Genomic DNA, 16,405 nt, shown 5'->3' with positions numbered 1-16,405 from the left:
CCGCCCCGGCGCAGCTGGAGAAGGATGCTCTCCAGGAACTTCGGCGGGATCTCCTGGGCGCGGGCGCGTTTCTGTCGTGACAAAACGCCGCGTTAGCGACATTCAGGCGACAAGAAGTGCAAGATCGGCGAGGGCTGGGGGCGGGGCGGGGCGGGGCGGGGCGGGGCGGGGTGGGCTTAGTGGGCGCCTAGGTGGGACAGGAGGTCCTGGCGGGTTAGGACGCCCTTGGGCTTGCCGTCGACCAGGACGAGGGCGGCGTCGGACTTCTCCAGCATGCCCACCGCCTCGCTCACCGGCTGACCACCACCGATCATCGGCAGCGGGTCGCCCATGTGCCGCTCGATCGTGTCGTGCAGGTGGGCCTGGCCGGTGAACAGCGCGTCGAGCAGGTCCCGCTCGGCGATCGAGCCGGCGACCTCACCGGTCACCACTGGCGGCTCGGCCTTGAGCACCGGCAGCTGCGAGACGCCGTACTCACGCATGTAGTCGATCGCGTCGCGGACGGTCTCGGTCGGGTGCACGTGCACCAGCTCGGGCAGCCCGCCCGGCTTGCTGGCCAGCGCGTCGGCCACCGTCGGCTCTGCGCCGGAGTTGTCGAGGAAGCCGTACCGGGCCATCCACGAGTCGTTGAAGATCTTGGAGAGGTAGCCACGACCGCCGTCGGGCAGCAGCACCACCACCACGTCGTCCGGGCCGGCCCGGCGGGCGACCTCCAGGGCGGCCACGACCGCCATTCCGCAGGAACCGCCGACCAGCAGCCCCTCCTCGCGGGCCAGTCGCCGGGTCATCTCGAAGGACGCCTTGTCGGAGACCTCCACGATCTCGTCGGCGACACCCCTGTCGTACGTCTCCGGCCAGAAGTCCTCGCCGACGCCCTCCACCAGGTACGGCCGGCCGGTGCCGCCGGAGTAGACCGAGCCCTCCGGGTCGGCCCCGACGACGCGCACCCGGCCGTCGGACGCCTCCTTGAGGTACCGGCCGATGCCGGAGATGGTGCCGCCGGTGCCGACGCCGGTCACGAAGTGGGTGAGCTCGCCGTCGGTCTGCTTCCACAGCTCCGGACCGGTCGTCTCGTAGTGCGAGCGCGGGTTGGCCGGGTTGCTGTACTGGTTGGGTTTCCAGGCGCCGGGGATCTCCCGGGTCAGCCGGTCCGAGACGTTGTAGTACGAGCGCGGGTCCTCCGGCGCGACGGCGGTCGGGCAGACCACCACCTCGGCGCCGTACGCCCGGAGCACATCCTGCTTGTCCTGGCTGACCTTGTCGGGGCAGACGAAGACGCACTTGTAGCCCTTGAGCTGGGCCACCAGGGCCAACCCGACGCCGGTGTTGCCGCTGGTCGGCTCGACGATGGTGCCGCCGGGCTTGAGCAGGCCGGCGGCCTCGGCGTCCTCCACCATCCGCAGCGCGATCCGGTCCTTCACCGAGCCGCCCGGGTTGACGTACTCCACCTTGGCCAGCACTGTGGCCTGGATGCCCTCGGTGACGTTACGCAGACGCACCAGCGGGGTGTTTCCGATCATGTCGACGACGTTGTCGTAGTACTGCACGGTGTGCCCTTCGTTGCGGCGCCGGCGGTGGGCGGCCGGGAAGACGTTTGCTCACCGCCCAGCGTACGTGTCGTCAGGGCACCAACCCCCCGGGGATGACCGAGCTGCGGCGGGCCTCCCACTCCAGGAACCGGTCGGTCTCGGCGAGCACGCTTCCGGCCAACCAGGTGACCATTACCGCGTCGTCGGCCAGCCCGAAGATCGCCAGCGGGATCTCCGGAAGCAGGTCGATCGGCGAGACGATGTACGCCGTCGCCGCGGTCATCAGGGCCAGCCGAAGGCCGCCGTCGTACTCCCCCTTGGTGGTGGCTCTGATCATCCGGGGCAGCGCGGCCAACCGCGTGCCGATCGACGGCCCGTTGCGCGCCCCGGTCGCCAGGGCCCGCGCCAGGGCCGTGAACGCCGCGCTGCGCTTCAGTGTCTTACCCATCGTCGCGCTCCTCTCCGCCGGATCAGCGTGGCGGGTCGGCGCAAGTCGGCCGGCCTCTGGAACCCAGGTACCCCGTCGCGTCGGTTTCCAGGCACCCGGGTGCCGTCACGACGACAGCGGTGTGTCGGGCCAGCGCGATAATGTCGCGGTATGGGGGTGGCACATTCCGTCGTACCCGGTGGTGAGCGCTGGCAGCAGGCCCGGCGGCTCGTCCGGCTGGCCGCCATCGGGACAGGCGCCACCGCGGCGGCCGCGGTGGCGACCGGCGGGGTGCTGGTCGGCCAGGCCCGCCAGGCTCGACGGACCATCCCGATGGCCGAGGCGCCGCCGCCCCGCTGCGACGGGATGTACGGCGCGAAGTTCCCCGGTCCGGCGCTCACCATGGTCGTGCTCGGTGACTCGTCGGCGGCCGGCTACGGGGTGCACCGCCGTCGGGAGACCCCCGGGGCGCTGCTCGCCACCGGCCTGTCCCGTCGACTGCACCGGCCGGTGCAGCTGCACCGCTTCGCGGTGGTCGGCGCCATCTCGGCGGCGCTGCGCCACCAGGTGGAGGCGGCGCTGGAGTGCCGACCCGACATCGCGGTGATCCTCATCGGCGGCAACGACATCACCAACCGCACCCCACGCGGCTTGGCGGTGCGCTACCTGGTCGAGGCGGTGCACACACTGCGCGACGCGGGGTGCGAGGTGGTCGTCGGCACCTGCCCCGACCTGGGCGCGATCCGCCCGATCCAGCCGCCTCTGCGCTGGCTGGCGCACCGCTGGAGCCGCCAGCTCGCGGCCGCCCAGACGGTGGCCGTGGTCGAGGCGGGCGGGTGGACGGTCTCCCTCGGTGACCTGCTCGGCCCCCGGTTCGCGGCCGAGCCGACCCGGATGTTCGCCTGGGACCGGTTCCATCCCTCCGCCGAGGGGTACGCGATGGCCGCCGCCGCGCTCCTGCCGACGATGCTCTCCGCCCTCGGCGCGACCCCGGAACGACGGGCCACACCGACGCGCGGCGACGGCGTACGGTCGCTGCCGAAGGCCGCGCAGGAGGCGGCTCGACACGCCGGCACGGAGGTCAGCGGCGTCCAGGTCCGGGGCCGCGACCGAGGGCCGGCCGGCCGGTGGGCGCAGCTGCGCCGACGGGCGTTCTTCGGTGTCGGCGCGGTGCCGCAGCACGGGTCCGCCTCGGACACCTCGACAGTGGAGGGACTGGCATGAACGAGCGCAGCGCGCGGAGCGTGACCTCCGGCCTCGCCGGCCGACTGGGTCGGGCGGCGGCGATCTCGCTGTTCGCCGGCACCGTCGGGGGCGCCGCCGTCCTCGCAGGTGAGGCCTTCATCGCCCGGCACCGACGCTACGCCGAACCGGAGCTCGGCCTTGCGCTGCGCGCGACGATCGGCAGGGCGGGCGCCTCCCCGCTGCGACTCGTGTTGCTGGGTGACTCGTCGGCACTGGGCGTCGGTGTCGACCGTCTGGAGGACACCATCGGCGGGCAGTTGGCCAACCTGCTCGCCGAGGGCCCGACCGGCCGCCGGGTGCATCTGTCCAGCGTCGGCGTCTCCGGGTCCCGCTCGACGGACCTCGCAACCCAGGTGGCCCGGGCCCTGCTCGGTGAACGGCCCGACGTGGCGTTGATTTTGATCGGCGCGAACGACGCCACCGGGCTGCGCCGACCCTCCGACGCGGCGGCCTATCTCGGCGCGGCGGTGCACCGCCTGCGCGAGGCGCGCGTCGAGGTGGTGGTGGGCACCTGCCCCGACCTCGGGGCGGTGCGTGCCATAGCGCCTCCGCTGCGCCAGGTGGTCGGCTGGTCCGGGCGTCGGGTGGCTCGCGCGCAGACCACTGCCGTGCTGGAGGCGGGCGGCTCAGTGGTCGATCTGGCCACCGAGACCGGGCCGGTGTTCCGGGCCGACGCCGGCACGCTCTGCCAGGACGGCTTCCACCCCTCCGCCGACGGCTACCGGGTGTGGGCGCACGCGCTGCTGCCCGCCATCGTCGCCGCGGCGGCTGCCACGACCCGGCGCTAGATCGTTCCCGGCCAGGGTGACATTTCCCGCCGCGCCGGCTTCTTCCGCGCCATGTTACCGGCGGGTTAACGTTGGTCCATGCCGATTGAGTCGTCCCGCGACGCCGTCATCGTCGCCACCGCCCGCTCCCCCATCGGCCGGGCGCACAAGGGGTCCCTGCGCGACGTCCGCTCCGACGACCTCGCCGCGACCATCGTCCGGGCCGCGCTGGACAAGGTCCCCGCGCTCGATCCGACCACTATCGACGACCTCTACCTCGGGTGCGGCCTGCCCGGCGGCGAGCAGGGCTTCAACATGGCCCGCGTGGTGTCCACCCTCCTCGGTCTGGACACTGTCCCCGGCGCCACGCTGACCCGCTACTGCGCCTCCTCGTTGCAGACCACCCGGATGGCGATGCACGCGATCCGGGCCGGCGAGGGCGACGTGTTCGTCTCCGCCGGGGTGGAGATGGTCTCCCGCTACGCCCGGGGCAGCTCCGACGGGCTGCCGCCCGAGGCACAGGCCCTGGTCGGCGGCGGCTGGGAGAACCCCCGCTTCGGGCCGGCCGGTGAGCGCTCGAAGCGCCGCGCGCAGGGCGGCGCCGAGGTGTGGTCCGACCCGCGCGAGGCCGGCGAGCTGCCGGACATCTACCTGACCATGGGACAGACCGCGGAGAACCTGGCCCAGGTGTACGACGTCACCCGCGCCGACATGGACGAGTTCGGCGTACGCAGCCAGAACCTCGCCGAGAAGGCCATCGCCGACGGTTTCTGGGCCCGGGAGATCACCCCGGTCACCACGCCGGACGGCACCGTGGTGAGCACCGACGACGGGCCCCGGGCCGGCGTCACCCTCGACGCGGTCGCCGGCCTGAAGCCGGTGTTCCGCCCGGACGGTCGGATCACCGCCGGCAACTGCTGTCCGCTCAACGACGGCGCCGCCGCCGTCGTGGTGATGAGCGCCCAGCGGGCCGAGGAACTCGGGCTCACCCCGCTGGCCCGGATCGTCTCGACCGGTGTGACAGCCCTGTCGCCGGAGATCATGGGTCTCGGGCCGGTCGAGGCGTCCCGGCAGGCGCTGCGCCGGGCCGGCATGACCATCGACGACGTCGACCTCGTTGAGATCAACGAGGCGTTCGCCGCGCAGGTCATCCCCTCCTACCGCGAGCTGGGCATCCCGGAGGAGAAGCTGAACGTGATGGGCGGGGCCATCGCGGTCGGCCACCCGTTCGGCATGACCGGCGCCCGGATCACCGGCACCCTGCTCAACGCGCTGGAGTGGCACGACAAGACCATCGGTCTGGAGACCATGTGCGTGGGCGGTGGCCAGGGCATGGCCATGGTGCTGGAACGGCTCAGCTGAGCCGAGCTGCTCTCAGAGCGCGCTGCGGGTCGCCGTCACCTCGGCGGCGACCCGGGCCAGCGCCTCGGCCCCCGGGTCGGCGGCCAGCAGGTCCGCCGCGACGACCCGCAACTGATCGGGTAGGGCCAGGTCGTTGTCGAGCCGGGGCACCACCCGACGGGGCTCCCCCTCGGCGTCGGCGGCCAGGTTGGCGACCTCCTGCACCAGGCGGTGCACCAGGTCGGCGCGGGACACGTTGCCGGTGGTCGCGACCGCCGCCCACCGGGGCTGCTGCCAGTGCGCGATCTGACGGACCAGCAACTGCACGGCCTTGTCCAACTCCGCTGCGCTCATCGCCGCCGAGTCTACGGCCGGCACCGACCACGCCGGGTAGGGCCGGTCAGCGGCGCAGGTAACTGAGCAGCCGCAGCAACTGCCAGTAGAGAAAGACCAACCCGGTGAGCAGGCCGAACGCGCTCAGCCACGCGTACCGACGGGCTCGGCCGTCCCGCACCGAGCGCTCGACGAGATCGAAGTCGAGGATGAAGCTGAACGCCCCGGCGATGATGGCCACGACCGAGAAGGCGTACGGCAGCCAGCCGACCTCCCCACTGACGCTGTAGACCGCCAGGCCCGACCGCCCGGTGATCAGGTACGACACCAGGTTGACCACGCTGAGCACGGCGATGCCGAGCAGGGTGCCGATCACCAGGCGGGCCAGTCGAGGCGTCGCCCGGATCACCCGGGCCCGGTAGAGCGCCGCCATGCCGAGGAAGACGCCGAAGGTGCCGGCCACCGCCTGCACCACGATGCCCGGGTAGACCTGCTCGAAGGTGCGGCTCGCCACCCCCAGCAGCAGGCCCTGGAGGATCGCGTAGCCGACGATCGGCACCGGGTTGGTGATCGCTCGCAACGAGATGACCAGGACCAACGCGATCGAGGCGAGCGCGCTGCCGGCCAACGCGGCGCCCAGCCACACCGCGTCGGGGATCACCGCCCAGGACACCGCCGCGGCCACGCCTGTCACCAGCAGCAACCCGACGGTACGGACCACCACGTCGTCGACTGTCATCGGCTCGACGTCACGGGCGCCGAGCACCCGGGCCTCCACCCGGCCGGTCTCGTCCAGCCGGTTGAGCACCGGGTTGTTGCTGCGCACCGCCGCCTCCTTCGCCCGCGTACCCCCCGAAGTCACTCTGCCCCGGGCGGACCGGCGGCGGCGGGCAAACGGCGCGGACGACGGCGCCCGCCCCCACCGGAGTGGGGACGGGCGCCGGTCGGCAGTGCGGACGAGGTCAGTCGTCGCCCTGGAAGTAGCTCAGCAGGCGCAGGATCTCGATGTAGAGCCAGACCAGGCTGACCAGGATGCCGAACGCGGCCACCCAGGAGTAGCGCTGGGGCAGGCCCATCCGGACGCCGTCCTCGATCTCCTTGAAGCTGAGCACGAAGCTCAGCGAGGCGACCGCGATGCAGACCAGGCTGAACCCGATGGCGAGCGGGCTGCCGTCGCGCAGGCCGGTGTTGACGCCGAACAGCGCGAGCACCAGGTTGATCATCATGACCGCGAAGAGGCCGACCATCACGGCGATCATGCCCTTGACGAAGGCCGGGGTGGCCCGGATGACCTTCGCCTTGTAGAGCATCGCCATCAGGAAGAAGATGCCGAAGCTGGCCACGGCGGCCTGGAGCACGATGCCGTCGTAACGGGTCTCGAACGCCTTGCTGACCATGCCGACGAAGACACCCTCGACGACCGCGTACGCGATCACGAGCGCCGGGTTGGCCATCCGGGAGAACGAAATGATCAAGCCGAGGACCAGGCCGACCACCGCCGCGCCGATCCACGCGGTACCGACCAGCGCGTCGGGCACGAGCACCCAGGCGGCCGCGGCGGTGATGCCGAGGATGCCGAGCAGAGCGACCGTCTTGACGACAACGTCGTCGACGGTCATCGGCGCCACGGTCGGCGGCGCGGCCGGGTAACCGGCCTGGGACGGGTACTGCTGGGGAATGCCGGGCTGTCCGTACGGCCCGGCCGGGGCGTACCCGGCGGAGCGCTCCCGCTCGGCCGCTTGGCCGAGCCGGGCGAGCACCGGGTTCGAGGTCTTCACTGTCTGGCCTCCCTCAGGGGGTCGTTTGCACGTGAACGTGCCCTCCAAGAGTAAACGGCAGAGCCAAGTCCTGGAGATCACGAATGAGAATGTGTGAGTCGACCGGTGCCCGGGGCGGGGGTCGAACCCGCACGCCTTTCGGCAGCCGCTTTTAAGGCGGCCGTGTCTGCCTTTCCACCACCCGGGCGAGTGGCACCGGCGCGCCGACACGCCTGGTGCAATGTCACCGTAGCCGGTCTGCGGCGACCCGGCGTACCCCGCCGGCCCGGCCACATTAGGGTCGATGCCGTGAGCAGCGCAGCCCCCACGGCCCCCGACGCCGCCCCTGAGCAGGCATTCCGCCTCGCCGATCAGGTCAACCGCCGACCCCGGGCCACCCGGCTGCTGGCCGGCGTCCGCCGCCACCGGGCGGACCTGCTGGCCGCTCTGCTCTTCGCGGTGCTGGCCGGCTGGCTCACCAACGGGCTGTGGCCCGACCCGGGCGGCCGCATCCTGGCGCTCAACCCGGAGGACCAGACCCTCTACGAGTGGTTCCTGGCGGTGGACGCCCGCGCGCTGCTCGGCGACTTCGACCTGCTCACCGACCGGCTCAACGCTCCCGACGGTGTGAACCTGATGGCCAACACCACCGTGATCGCCCTCGGCGTCCTCTTCGCGCCGGTCACCCTGCTACTGGGCGCACCTGTCACCTTCGCGCTGATCGCCGCCGGCAACCTCGCCGGCACCGCACTCGCCTGGTACCTGCTGTTCCACCGGACGCTGCGCGTCCGCCGGGTGGCCGCCGCCCTCGGCGGCGGGCTGTGCGGATTCGGACCCGGCATGGTGTCGCAGACAAACAGCCATCTGCACATGACCGCCCAGTGGCTGGTGCCGGTGATCGTCTGGCTGGTGGTCCGGCTGTTGCGGGCGGCCGACCCGGGGCCCGGTATCCCCGACGAGGCCGGCCGTACCCGAGCCACCGGGCCGGACCGTCGTCGCCTGTTCACCTCCGCGGCGGGGCTGGCCGGCGCGGTCAGCGCGCAGGTCTTCATCGGCGAGGAGGTGCTCTTCCTCGCCGCGATCACGCTGCTGGTGATGGCGATCAGCTACGCCGTGGCGGACCGGGACCTGGCCCGTCGGGCGCTCCCCGGGTTCGTCGGCGGGTTGGCGATCGCCGCCGGGCTCGCCCTGCTGGTGCTCGGCTATCCGCTGTGGTTCCAGTTCGCCGGGCCGCAGGGAGTCGCCGACGGGATGTTCACCCCGGCCTACTTCTCCGCCGACCTGAGCAGTTGGTGGGCGCTCTCCCCACTGTCGGTGGCCGGCAGCGACGCATCCGCCCGGCTGACCACCGGCCCCGCCGAGTACAACACGTTCCTCGGCTGGCCACTGCTGCTGGTCGCCGCGGTCTGCGCGATCTGGGCCGGGCGACGCCGGCTGGTCTTCGCCTGCGTGATGGCGGGCCTGGTGATGGGGGCGCTCTCGCTCGGCCCGGAGGTGGTGCTCGGCGGCACCAGGACGGCGATCCCCGGCCCGTACGCAGTGATCGGAGGGCTGCCGGTGGTGGACGGGGCGTTGCCGATGCGGTTCGCGCTGGCGTTGCTGCCGATCGTCGCGACGCTGCTGGCGCTCGCTGTCGACAGGGCAGTGCGCAGCTCCGGTCGGGCGCGGCGGCTGGTGCCCCTGGCCGTCGGCGTGGCGCTGCTGCCGATCTTCCCGACCCCACTGCCGACCGCCGGGCGACCCGCCGTGCCGGAGTTCATCGCCGGCGGCCACTGGCGGCAGTGCGTACCGCCGGGCGGGGTGCTGGTCCCGGTGCCACTGCCCACCCCGAAGGAGCCCTGGCCGATGCGCTGGGCGACCGCCGCCGACGCCGGCTTCGGGCTGCCGGAAGGCTTCTTCATCGGCCCGTACGGGAGGGGTGGCAGCGCGGCGATGGGCACGTTCAAGCAGCCCACCTCCGCGCTACTGGCGGATGTCGCCCGCCGCGGCGACCAGCCGGCCATCGGCGACGAGCAGCGCCGACAGGCCGCCCGCGACGCCGACTTCTGGGACGCCTCCTGCGTGGCGCTCACCGATGACGCCCCCCACGCGGAGAGCCTGCGCGCCACCCTGGAACAGCTCTACGGCCCACCCACCCGCATCGCCGACGCCTGGACGTGGAAGGTCTAGACCAACCAGAAACCCCGCCGATCTTGCATTTTCTGTCCGGACAAGACGCACCAGAAGGCGCATAACAGCATCCGGAAGTGCAAGATCGACGGGGTCAGCGTCGGTCTGTGGTCAGACGCGGGGCGCGCCGACCGGCTGGGAGGCCTCGACGAACTCCTCGCGCGGGTCGTGCAGCTGGCCCAGGGCGACCACCTCGCGCTTGAGGAAGAACGCCAACGACCAGTCCACCACCACGCGGACCTTGCGGTTGAACGACGGGATCCGGCTCATGTGGTACGTCCGGTGCATGACCCACGCCGGCCAACCGGTCATCTTGATGCCGTACACCTGGGCCACGCCCTTGTGCAGGCCGAGGCTCGCCACGCTGCCGACGTGCTTGTGCTTGTAGTTAACCGGCTCGCGACCCCGGATCACGGCCGTGATGTTGTCGGCCATCCGGGCGGCCTGGCGCACCGCGTGCTGAGCGCTCGGCGAGCAGAAGTTGCCCGGCTCCTTGGTCAGGTCCGGCACTGCGGCGCAGTCGCCCGCGCTCCAGGCACCCTCGAGCACCTGGTCACCGTCGACCACCTGGAGCGTGGGCAGGCAGGTGATCCGACGACGGTCGTCACGCGGGAAGTCGGTCGAGTCCAGCATCGGCGACGGCTTCACGCCGGCCGTCCAGACGATCGTGTCCGAGCGGAAGCTGTCACCGTCGGAGAGCTTGACCACCCCGTCGACGCAGGACTCGAGTCGGGTGTCCAGCCGGATGTCCATGTTGCGCTTCATCAGCTGCTGCACGGTGTAGGCGCCCATGTCCCGGTCGACCTCGGGCAGCACCCGCTGGGTGGCCTCGACCAGCACCCAGCGGACCTCGTCCTGCTTGAGCTCCGGGTAGTAACGCAGGGCGTCGCGAGCCATGTCCTCCATCTCGGCGAGCGCCTCGATGCCGGCGTACCCACCGCCGACGAAGGTGAAGGTCAGCGCCGAACGGCGGACGTCCGGATCCGGCGTGGCGGCCGCCACGTCGAGCCGATCCAGCACGTGGTTGCGCAGGTAGATCGCCTCGCCGATGGTCTTGAACCCGATGCCCTGCTCGTGCAGACCGGGGATCGGCAGGGTGCGGGAGACCGAACCCGGGGCCACGATCACGTGGTCGTAGGTGATCTCCCGGGCCGGGCCGCTGATCGGCTGCACGGTGGCCACCTTGCGGTCGTGCTCGATCCGCGTGACCGTGCCGGCCACCATCTTGCACCGGCGCAATTCCCGACGCAGCGGCACCACGGAATGCCGCGGGGAGATGTTGCCCGCCGCCGCCTCCGGCAGGAACGGCTGATAGGTCATGTGGGGTTGGGGGTCAACCACCATGACCTCAGCCTCACGGGAGCTGAGCTTCTTCGACAGGCGCAGGGCCGCGTACAGACCGACGTGCCCGGCACCAACCACAAGGATCCGCTTCGGATTCACGTTGTCTATCTTTCCCCGGCCGGCTCAGGTAATCCCGCTCGCGCCCCCCATCTGTGACGGAGCACAACCCATGTGACCTGCGTAACCCTCAAGTCACAACGGTCACCGACGCCGCAGCAGCCAGCCCAGCAACACTGCCGTCCCCACCGCCACCAGCAGCCCCAGCACTGTCACCCACTGGTATCCGGCACCGCCACCCGTCCCCGTCGCCTGCAACAACAGCACGCCGAGCACTGCGGAACCCAACAGCACGGCGGCCGACCGCACCAACCACCGGGTGATCAACTCGGGGTCCACCATCGCGTCATACGGCAACAGGGCGGCAAGCGCGCAGAGGGTGTGACCCAGGTAGAGCAGGGCCGCGACGGCGAGCAGCCGCCAGAGGGTGACCGGACGGCCGTACCCGTCGGTGGCGAGCAGCCAGCCGCCGACAGTGACCAACGCCGTGAAGGTCGTCCAGACCTTGCGCGGCCCGATTGCGGGCAACAGGGCGGCCACCGCCAGGAAGAAGATCGGCCGCCCGGAAAGCACCTCCGAGGGAAACGCCAGGGCGAACCCGGCAAACACGATGACGAAGATCCCGGCCCGGACCAGCAGCGGGGCCACGCTGACGCGAGCGACGGCGTACTGCGCCGCCCGAACCCGCTCCGCGAAAGCGCTCACCGCACCCGCCCTCCGTTCGCGACTGCGGGGCTCGCAAGCTCACTCCTCGCGCTCACCGCACCCGCCCTCCGTTCGCGACTGCGGGGCTCGCAAGCTCACTCCTCGCGCTCACCGCACCCGCCCTCCGTTCGCGACTGCGGGGCTCGCAAGCTCACTCCTCGCGCTCACCGGCCACCCACCCTTGGGGCGGTCGCCAACCGGGCCACGTCCCGCAACACCTGGTCCAGGCTGCCGGCACCCGCCCAGCGCACCACCGGCACGCCGTGCTCCCGGAGCTGCCCGATCATGATCTCCCGATCCAGGCGCCACAGCCGGTACGCCACCTCGGCCCAACCCCGGTCCTTCGGCGACGCCAGGTCGGTCGGCAGCGTGTCGACAGCCACCACGAACCGCCCACCGCGGGCCAACCGGGCGAGCATCTGCGCCGACCGTTCGTCGAGCAGCGGGGTGAGCACCACCACCAACGCGTCCGAGGAGAGCAACTGCGGGCCGAAGACCTGGTCGTACGGTTCGTGCGCGGACGCGTGGACCCGGACGTCGAGCAACCACTCCAGGACGGTCAGGTACTGCCGCCGTCCGGCGGCCGGCCGGAGCCGGCGGGCAGCCGGCCCGTACTCCAGCAGTGAGACCCGATCACCACGGTGCAGATAGTGCTCGGCGATCGCGGCGGTGGCCCGGACTGTGGTGTCCAGCACCGAGGCGGCGCCGCCCACCCCACCGGAGCGGCCCGCCTCGGCGAGCACGTCGAGCAGCACCACCACCTCCGCGTCCCGGTCGGAGAGGGTGGCGGCCACGTGCAGCTGCCGGGCCCGCAACGAGACGCGCCAGTCGATCCGGCGCAGCCGGTCCCCGGGGGCGAAGACGCGTACGCCGGCAAGCTCGCCGCCCTCTCCCGGGCGACGAGAGTGGTGCGCCCCGACCAGGCCGGCTGCGCGGGGCATCGCCTCGACCGCCTCGAACGGCTCGGTACGGGGGTACACCCGCACCCGTTCCGGCTCGATGATCACCGCCCGGGAGACCAGCAGACCACCGGCGGTGGCGACTCGGGCGCCGGCGGGGCCGACCGGGTGCCGGCCCCAGCGCACTGCCTTGCCGGCCAGCTCCAGGTCCACGGCGGCGCCGATCGGCACCGACGTCACGAACGGCCGGTCCGCGACGGATCGGCGCCCGCCGTTGCCCTGTGCCGTCGCACCGGTTTCCGCCGTGGCGCTCGGCTCCCCGTCGTCGACGGCCCCGTCACGGGCGAAGCCGGCCCGGTCGATCCGCAGCCACGGCGACACGCGGGTACGCATCACCACCAGGTCGTAGTCGACAGTGTCCGGGTTTCCGACGCTCACCGCCGCCGCCACGTCACCGCCCTCGACCAGCGGCCCACCGTCACCCTGGGTGATCCACACCTGGGGCAGCGACGTGGGCCGTCGACGCAGCGCGTACGCGGTGCCCAAGGCGAACGGAGCGGCGAGCACGATGAGGTCCACCCGGCCCAGCAGCACCCCGGCCACCAGCAGCAGGCCGGCGAGCAGCACCGCGCGGCCGAGCGCCGGGGTGGGCGCCCAGCCGGCAGCCGGTTCCGCTTCGGTGGCCGTCGACACTGTCGGTCCGGTCATCAGTGCCGGGGCCCGCCGGCGGCGTAGCTGGGCAGCGCGCCACTGGCCGGGGCGGGAGTCGCCTCCAGCACCTCGCCCACCACGAACGCCGGGTCGACACGGCGCAACCACATCTCCGGGCGCAGGGTGATCCGGTGGGCCAGGGCGGGCGCCGCCACCGACTTGACGTCCTCCGGCACCACGTAGTCCCGGCCGCCGAACACCGCGCGGACCCGGGCCAGCAGCAGCAGCGCCAGCGAACCACGAGGTGAGGCGCCGACCAACACCGACGGGTGCTCCCGGGTGGCCGCGGTGAGCGACACGATGTAGCGGCCGATGGAGTCCTCCACCACCACGTCCTCCAGGGCGGCCTGCATGGCCCGCAGCGTCGCCGCGTCGACCACCGCCTTGATGTCCGCCTCCTCCCGGCGCCGGCTCATCCGACGGCGCAGCACCTCCCACTCCTCTTCGTGCTGCGGGTAACCGAACGAGACCCGCAGCAGGAACCGGTCCAGCTGCGCCTCCGGCAGCGGGTAGGTGCCCTCGTACTCGATGGGGTTGGCGGTGGCCAGCACGTGGAACGGCTCGTCGAGCTTGTAGGTCACACCCTCGACCGACACCTGCTTCTCCTGCATCGCCTCCAGCAGCGCGGACTGGGTCTTCGGCGGCGTCCGGTTGATCTCGTCGGCGAGGAGCAGGTTGGTGAAGACCGGGCCGGCCCGGAAGGTGAAGTCGCCGTTGCGCTGGTCGTACAGGAAGGAGCCGGTGACGTCGGCGGGGAGCAGGTCGGGAGTGAACTGCAACCGACGGAAGTCCAACCCGAGGGCCTGGGCGAACGAGCGGGCGGTCAGTGTCTTACCGAGCCCTGGCAGGTCCTCCAGGAGCACGTGCCCGCCCGCGAGGATGCCGGCGAGGACCAGCTCCAACGCGTCCCGTTTGCCGACCACGACGGTGCCGACCGCGTCCAGGACCGCCCGAGCCAGGTGCCCGACCTCGGCGGGGGCAATGCTCCGGTCCACGTCGTTCATCAGATGCTCTCCAGTTCGGCGACGATCACCGCGAGGTCGCGCGGCGACGGGGTGCGGCGAGGCGGGGTCTCCAGGAACGTCCACAGGCGGTCGCCCAGCAGGACGCGAGCGCGGGCGGGATCCGACTCACGGGTGACGCCGTGTTTCAGCCGCATCCGCTCGTCGGCCAGTTCACCGATCCGGGGTAGGACCACCTCGGTGAAACGTTCGGTTCGGTTCGAGGACCAGTCCAGGGGGCGTTCCCACTGGTTGATCGCGCCACGCAGCGCGTCCCGGGCGTCCCAGTTGTAGCTGCCGTCCTCTTCGCCCGCGCCGGCCTGGCGAGCCGGCGGCGGCGGGGGTGGCGGCGCCAGCAGGGCGGTGACCCGGCGGACCGCCAGCACGGCGAGCACCCCGGCGATCAGTACGGGCAGCGAGACCTGGAGGCCCACAGCGCGGAGGCCGACCAGCAGGACAGCTACCACGGCGGCGGCCCACGCGAGCGAACGCAGCACCGGACGCCATCGGGACGGGCGCGCCTGCGGACCGGCCGGCGCGGCCTCCTCCTCGAACGCGAGCAGATCGTCGATGCTGGTGCTGCTCATGAGGTCACCACCGCGGTGAGCTCTCCGCGCAGCCGGACGAGCGCGGCACGGGCCTGGTCCCGGGTGCGTTCGCCGACCGGGTGGGTGGCGTACCGGGCCTCCCGGTAGACGTGCGCGAACTCGGCCAGCACGTCGGTGCTGGCGATGGCCGGCACGCCCGCGGCAGGGTCACCCTGCAACAGTCGGCTGACCAGGTCGGTCGGGGTGTCTCCGGCGAGCCTCGGCACACCGGCCGCGGCGGCTGTCTCCTCCAGGCGCACCCAGCAGGCGATCACCGCCACCCGGGGGTCGGTGTCCTGGTCGTCGAGTTCCACCAGGCCGGCGTCGAGGGCGGCTACCACCTCGCGGGCGGTGCCCTCGGCGGTACGGCGGGCCCGCTGCGCGGGTAGTGCCCGGGTGGTACGGCGCAGCGCTCCCCGGATCAGGACCCAGCTGAGGTAGCCGAGCGCGGCGAGGATGGCCAGCCCGAGCAGGACCACCGCCACAGTGCCGACCCACTGCGGGATGTGCGCCTGGGTGGCCTCGCCGGCGTCGCGTGGCTCGATCGGGATGGACGGCGACGGCTCGACGGTCGGGTACTCGGGAACCCAGGGAACGTTGTCCGCGGCCGGCGGGATGCGACTGGCCCCTATCGACGAGTGAGCGGACGCCAGCGCGGCACCGGCCAGCAGGGCGGCGACCGCGCCGACCGGCCACCACCGGCGGAGCAGGCCGAGCACCGGCCGCAGCACACCCGGCTCGGCGGACGGTACCGGTGTGGGCGGGCGTGTTCCGTCTGTCATCGCCACCACCCCACGCGTCGTCTCAGTCCACTCCGGCCAGCTGTTTAGCCTGGCCGAAGACGTCGTCCAACATCCCTGGTGTCAACCGCCCGGTGAAGGTGTTCTGCTGACTGACGTGGTAGCAGCCGAGCAAGTCCGGGGCGTTCGTGCCGGACCAGTGTGCCCCATGACCGAACGCCGGTCGCGGGCTGGGCGGGCGCTGCCCGTACACGGCGCGGAGCACCGGCCACCACGCCGCCCAGGCGAACGCGCCCAGCGCGACCACGACCCGCAGCGTGGGCCGGATCAACGTGACCTCGCGGTGCAGCCAGGGTGCGCAGGTGTCCCGTTCCAGTGGGGTCGGCTTGTTGTCCGGAGGCGCACAACGGACGGCCGAGAAGATCCGCAGGTCGCGCAGTGTGAGCCCGTCGTCGGCGGCGACGCTGGTCGGCTGGTTGGCCAGCCCGGCCCGGTGCAGCGCGGCGAACAACACGTCACCCGACCGGTCACCGGTGAAGATCCGGCCGGTGCGGTTGCCACCGTGTGCGGCGGGCGCCAGCCCGAGGACGGCGATCCGGGCGTCACCGGTGCCGAGGCCCGGCACCGGCCGACCCCAGTACTCCTGGTCGCGGAAGGCGGCCCGGCGGGTGCGGGCGACCTCCTCCCGCCATTGGACCAGCCGCGGGCAGGCGAAACAGTCGCTCACCGCCGCGTCGAGGTCGGCCAGGTCGGCCGCCCGCGCTGCGCGGGCGACCACCTGTGCGGGGGTACG

General features: G+C 72.3%; 16 protein-coding genes, 1 tRNA gene and 1 pseudogene. 4 read left to right on the top strand and 14 right to left on the bottom strand.

The annotated features are described in order from the left end of the window. The 3 genes and pseudogenes from AB0C20_RS10465 to AB0C20_RS10455 all read right to left on the bottom strand — a co-directional run. Positions 1-135, bottom strand: a pseudogene (locus AB0C20_RS10465) (transcriptional regulator); the annotation flags it as partial. A gap of 41 nt (positions 136-176) precedes the next feature. Further along, positions 177-1,547 (bottom strand): cystathionine beta-synthase, encoded by a 1,371-nt coding sequence (locus tag AB0C20_RS10460; protein WP_112679028.1) that lies wholly within the window; start codon positions 1,545-1,547, stop codon positions 177-179. Between the two features lie 73 nt (positions 1,548-1,620). Beyond that, entirely contained in the window at positions 1,621-1,977 is a 357-nt protein-coding gene (locus AB0C20_RS10455) for a YkvA family protein (RefSeq protein WP_238683179.1), read from the bottom strand. A 150-nt stretch (positions 1,978-2,127) separates the two neighbouring features. Here AB0C20_RS10455 and AB0C20_RS10450 point away from each other — a divergent pair, with 150 nt between their 5' ends. The 3 genes from AB0C20_RS10450 to AB0C20_RS10440 all read left to right on the top strand — a co-directional run bounded on the left by AB0C20_RS10450 (position 2,128) and on the right by AB0C20_RS10440 (position 5,330). Beyond that, positions 2,128-3,180 (top strand): SGNH/GDSL hydrolase family protein, encoded by a 1,053-nt coding sequence (locus AB0C20_RS10450; protein WP_357567760.1) that lies wholly within the window; start codon positions 2,128-2,130, stop codon positions 3,178-3,180. Continuing rightward, complete coding sequence (locus AB0C20_RS10445; RefSeq protein ID WP_238683177.1) at positions 3,177-3,989, top strand: SGNH/GDSL hydrolase family protein; 813 nt, start codon at positions 3,177-3,179, stop codon at positions 3,987-3,989. Before AB0C20_RS10450 ends, AB0C20_RS10445 begins: the two co-directional genes overlap by 4 nt. Before the next feature lie 78 nt (positions 3,990-4,067). Next, positions 4,068-5,330, top strand: a complete 1,263-nt coding sequence (locus tag AB0C20_RS10440; RefSeq protein ID WP_357190474.1) for an acetyl-CoA C-acetyltransferase — start codon at positions 4,068-4,070, stop codon at positions 5,328-5,330. 12 nt (positions 5,331-5,342) lie between these two features. Here AB0C20_RS10440 and AB0C20_RS10435 read toward each other — a convergent pair whose 3' ends face one another. The 4 genes from AB0C20_RS10435 to AB0C20_RS10420 all read right to left on the bottom strand — a co-directional run bounded on the left by AB0C20_RS10435 (position 5,343) and on the right by AB0C20_RS10420 (position 7,607). Further along, complete coding sequence (locus AB0C20_RS10435) at positions 5,343-5,663, bottom strand: hypothetical protein (protein WP_357190472.1); 321 nt, start codon at positions 5,661-5,663, stop codon at positions 5,343-5,345. A 46-nt stretch (positions 5,664-5,709) separates the two neighbouring features. Then, positions 5,710-6,468, bottom strand: coding sequence for a Bax inhibitor-1/YccA family protein (locus AB0C20_RS10430; protein ID WP_357190470.1), 759 nt, complete (start codon positions 6,466-6,468; stop codon positions 5,710-5,712). 136 nt (positions 6,469-6,604) lie between these two features. Next, positions 6,605-7,420, bottom strand: coding sequence for a Bax inhibitor-1/YccA family protein (locus tag AB0C20_RS10425; RefSeq protein WP_112671008.1), 816 nt, complete (start codon positions 7,418-7,420; stop codon positions 6,605-6,607). A gap of 106 nt (positions 7,421-7,526) precedes the next feature. Further along, a tRNA-Leu gene (locus AB0C20_RS10420) sits at positions 7,527-7,607 on the bottom strand. A gap of 101 nt (positions 7,608-7,708) precedes the next feature. Between AB0C20_RS10420 and AB0C20_RS10415 the strand changes: the two genes are divergently transcribed. Beyond that, on the top strand, positions 7,709-9,568 hold the full coding sequence (locus AB0C20_RS10415; protein ID WP_357190466.1) for a hypothetical protein: 1,860 nt from the start codon (positions 7,709-7,711) through the stop codon (positions 9,566-9,568). A gap of 111 nt (positions 9,569-9,679) precedes the next feature. On the opposite strand, the gene AB0C20_RS10410 is transcribed toward AB0C20_RS10415, so the two are convergent. The 7 genes from AB0C20_RS10410 to AB0C20_RS10380 all read right to left on the bottom strand — a co-directional run bounded on the left by AB0C20_RS10410 (position 9,680) and on the right by AB0C20_RS10380 (position 16,390). Then, complete coding sequence (locus tag AB0C20_RS10410) at positions 9,680-11,011, bottom strand: NAD(P)/FAD-dependent oxidoreductase (protein WP_091394234.1); 1,332 nt, start codon at positions 11,009-11,011, stop codon at positions 9,680-9,682. Positions 11,012-11,113: 102 nt separating this feature from the next. After that, a complete protein-coding gene (locus AB0C20_RS10405; protein ID WP_357567759.1) occupies positions 11,114-11,674 on the bottom strand; it encodes a hypothetical protein in 561 nt (186 codons plus the stop codon). A gap of 164 nt (positions 11,675-11,838) precedes the next feature. Continuing rightward, positions 11,839-13,281, bottom strand: a complete 1,443-nt coding sequence (locus tag AB0C20_RS10400) for a DUF58 domain-containing protein (protein WP_357190462.1) — start codon at positions 13,279-13,281, stop codon at positions 11,839-11,841. Beyond that, positions 13,281-14,288, bottom strand: a complete 1,008-nt coding sequence (locus AB0C20_RS10395; RefSeq protein WP_091394243.1) for a MoxR family ATPase — start codon at positions 14,286-14,288, stop codon at positions 13,281-13,283. The genes AB0C20_RS10400 and AB0C20_RS10395 overlap by 1 nt, the downstream gene beginning before the upstream one ends. Continuing rightward, the gene (locus AB0C20_RS10390; RefSeq protein WP_357190460.1) at positions 14,288-14,872 is read right to left on the bottom strand and encodes a hypothetical protein; all 585 of its coding nucleotides are present in this window, start codon (positions 14,870-14,872) and stop codon (positions 14,288-14,290) included. The genes AB0C20_RS10395 and AB0C20_RS10390 overlap by 1 nt, the downstream gene beginning before the upstream one ends. Next, the gene (locus tag AB0C20_RS10385; RefSeq protein WP_357190458.1) at positions 14,869-15,654 is read right to left on the bottom strand and encodes a DUF4129 domain-containing protein; all 786 of its coding nucleotides are present in this window, start codon (positions 15,652-15,654) and stop codon (positions 14,869-14,871) included. Before AB0C20_RS10385 ends, AB0C20_RS10390 begins: the two co-directional genes overlap by 4 nt. 22 nt (positions 15,655-15,676) lie before the next feature. Continuing rightward, positions 15,677-16,390 carry a uracil-DNA glycosylase gene (locus AB0C20_RS10380; protein WP_357190456.1) on the bottom strand — a complete coding sequence of 238 codons (714 nt, stop codon included), beginning with the start codon at positions 16,388-16,390 and terminating at the stop codon, positions 15,677-15,679. Positions 16,391-16,405 lie beyond the last annotated feature (15 nt).

This window comes from Micromonospora sp. NPDC048843, from assembly GCF_040649965.1.
GTDB classification, from domain to species: Bacteria; Actinomycetota; Actinomycetes; order Mycobacteriales; family Micromonosporaceae; genus Micromonospora; species Micromonospora hortensis.
The sequence above is the reverse complement of the archived record's forward strand: the minus strand, read 5'-3'. Positions and strand labels throughout refer to the sequence as shown.